This window comes from Micrococcales bacterium, from assembly GCA_009784895.1.
In the GTDB taxonomy this organism is placed as follows: Bacteria; Actinomycetota; Actinomycetes; order Actinomycetales; family WQXJ01; genus WQXJ01.
The window spans coordinates 1-3289 of the sequence record WQXJ01000096.1 but is presented as its reverse complement, the minus strand read 5'-3'; the positions used below and the strand labels follow the sequence as shown (position 1 = coordinate 3289).

Below are 3289 nucleotides of genomic sequence, written 5' to 3'. Positions count from 1 at the left end.
TCAGGGCTCGGGCGGGTTTGAACCCGACCACGGCCCATGCCTGGACCGGCCCCTCCTTGAACACCACCGAACAGCCGGCCCGCAACAATGCGGCTTGGAACTCCCGTCCCTGGCTGGCCGTTGGTGAGGTCGAGGACTTCGGTCTGGGGGTGGCCACCGGTACTGTCAAACTCGAGGCCAGGACGCTGGGTGGGGTCGGCTCGAAGTTCGACTACCAGTTGACCAACGTTTCTTCGACGCTGCCTTCCTACAACACCGCCTCCGTGACGACTACCGCTGATGGCAACTGGACGGCATCGGGCCGGGCCCATGCCTTCAGCGCCACCAATTCGCCGGTCGTGATCAACGCTGCGACCCTGCCAACCGGTTGGCAACTCGGCACCCGCCAGGACGCCTCTCACGCGCCCATCGACACCTACTGCTTTGACCCGGCCACAGGGTCACCGGTGGCTATCACAGTCAATTCTTCGAGCCAATTGACGCTGGCCGCCAGTGCCGTCCAACAGGGTGCCTCGGTCATTTGCCGGTTGACCTATGTGCCGATCATGTCATTGGCCTCCAGCTCGTTGACCACCACGCCAACCCCGGATCCGGCCAACCCGCAGGCTGTGACCCTGCCGGCCAGCACCGGTGGCAGCTACTCACTTAAGGCCAAGTTGGCTGGCCGTGTCATGGACGCTGACGGCGTGATGCAGGACGTGGCAGTCCAGGGCCAGGAAGTCGGCATGACCCTGGCGCCAGTGGCCGCAACCGGCGCCACGGCAACCGGCGCAGCATTTGGCAATGGCAGCCAGACCGCTGCTTGCACCACCAATGCCAGCGGAGAGTGCACTTTGCAGGTCACGGCTGCGGTTGCTGGCACCTACAGCGTCACGGCCAGGGCCAATGTGGGCGGTGTGGCCACGCCGTTTAGCACCAACGCCACTCCGGGTGCAACTCGGCATCCGGCGGAGCTTTACTTCAAGTCCGGTGGCTTGTGTTTGCCGCCACCGGCCACGGCTTTTGAACTAGATAACACTGGTGACAGGCTGGCCAACCGGACTGACTTCAGGTCCGCCACCGTGCGGCTGCGTGACTGTGCTGACAACGCCTTGACCGGCAAAGGGGCAGACTTGTCGATTTCGGTCACGCTAAATGGCAACCCGCTGACCCAAGGCAGCGACTATTGGGTCGACAACCTGGCCGAGACTGCGGCCGGTAGCGGCGACTACACCTTCCGCATCAGGACTGTCAGGGCCGGCACCCTGCAAGTCACCGTCAGCTACGACGAAGCCGGCACGCCACAGTCGTTGGGCACCCGGCCGGCCAGCTTCATTGCCGAATCGGAGATCTGTGTCGACGGCTCGGCCAACCCTGATTGCCTGTCCAGCTCGAGATTTGTGATCACTCCGAAAACCCCGATGCCCTACGCCGATTGGCAGTTCGCTTCTAAGGCGCCGAATACCTGGGGTTTCTATGAGGGTGTTATCACCCTGGTTGGTCCTAACGACAACCCGGTGACAGACGGGGTCGGTCGGATCACCATGTCCGATGTCACGGCCGCACCGCTCAGAGTGAATGGTGCCCGTTTCTGGTCAACCCAGTCTGATCCGCCACTGACCGGGGCTGATAATGCCCTGGCCGTCACCTGTTCCGTCCCACTAGTGGCCGGGGAATGCCCAAGCGGTGTTTACACCGTTCGGATTTACTCGATCTTCGCTGACATCCGTCAGGTCAGGGCGTCTGGTGCCCAAACCGGTGGCGGTTCAGTCATCATTGGCACTAAACCAGCCGAATTCAATGTCTGGTCTGTCCCGGCCCATAACCAAACCAGGATGCTAGTCAGCCCGCCGGCTTCTTCTGGCCTGTCGCCCGATGGATCTGCGGCCTACACGGTGAGCGGAGAGGTGATGGATGAGAACGGCCACAACCCGATCGAAAACGCCCCAGTCACCTTCAACGTGACCACTTCCACGGCCACACCGACGGCCGGTGGCGCGACCATGACCCCGGGTGCCGCATCCCAACCGGTTTTGACGTCACCTTTGGGTTTGGCGCAGATCACGGTCACTGCGGTGGCCCCGGAAGGTGACTATGTGGCCTCAGCCAGGTATGACGGGGCCGATGTCGGCAACCCGGCTAGTCTGCCGGCCAGCCAGAAGTCCCCCCAGACGTTGACGTTCCGGGAAGGCGATGACCTGGATTTGTCGAAGACCACGAAACGGGTTTCCTCTGATCTGATTGTGGCTGACGGCAATGACACGGGCACTATCACTGTGATGCTGATTTCAACTAGTGGTCTGCCTATGACCGGGCGGGAAGCACAACTGTCTGCTACCGGTCCGACCGGTGTGGCTTTGTCGTTCTCGGCGTTTAGCCCAACCTCAACTTTGGGCCAGTACACGGCCACGGTTAGTGGCACCGATAGTGGCGATCATTTGATCCGCGTGTTCTATCAGGGCACCACCGAGATCACCACGTTGGCGGCACCGAACCCGAACACGACCGCTCATTTCATTTCCGGTCCACCCGACCCGGGTAAATCAAGTCTGTCGATCGCACCGTGTGTGGCGATTTCACCGTCGCATCCGGGTGTGTCCGCTGACGGTAATGACTGTTACGAAGTCACCGCGATCTTGGTGGATGGGAACGACAACCCGGTGACCGACTGGTATGACGCCACGCCAGCGTTGAACCGGTATTCGGTGGCCGTGACCCCGGTCGGTGCGGTCTTGTCTGACCCGGTGCAGGGCCCTAATGGTACGTACAAGATCAAGGTCACCTCGACTACACCGACCACCTATGGTCTCGATTTCGCTTACACCTGGCCGGGTCAAGCCCCGGTCGCGTTGACCCCAACGTTGACGGCAGCGTTTATGGCCCAAAACTGGGATGTCACCCACTCCTATTACACGGCGACTCCTATCCCACCAGCCGAAACCGAAGTGGGCACGGCCGGTGCGGTTATCACCTTGTATGCCTTCAACCTGGCTGACCAGCCCGTCGACCTAGCCAGTAGTGAAATAGCTGCCCTGGCAGCCAAAGCCGAGTTGCCGGCTGGTACGGCGGCGACTATTGGGGCGTGGACTCGCCAGGCCTTGGGTGTCTATACGGCTACTGTCTCGGCAACGGTGGCCGGGGATTACACCGCGACAGTGTCAACCACACAAAGCGGTGCCAGTGTCGACGTGCCTTACCAGACCAACCGGCTGCTGAGGTTCAAACCCGGTCCGGTTGATTGGCAGAAGACGTTGAATTCGTTGGACACTGATCCGAGCGCGAATATGGCTGACGGGCGGAAACTAGGTTG

General features: G+C 61.3%; 1 protein-coding gene. It reads left to right on the top strand.

The features are described 5' to 3' along the window. Positions 1–17: 17 nt before the first annotated feature. On the top strand, positions 18–3289 hold a 3272-nt coding region (locus FWD29_10030), incomplete at its 3' end, for a hypothetical protein (GenBank protein ID MCL2804266.1).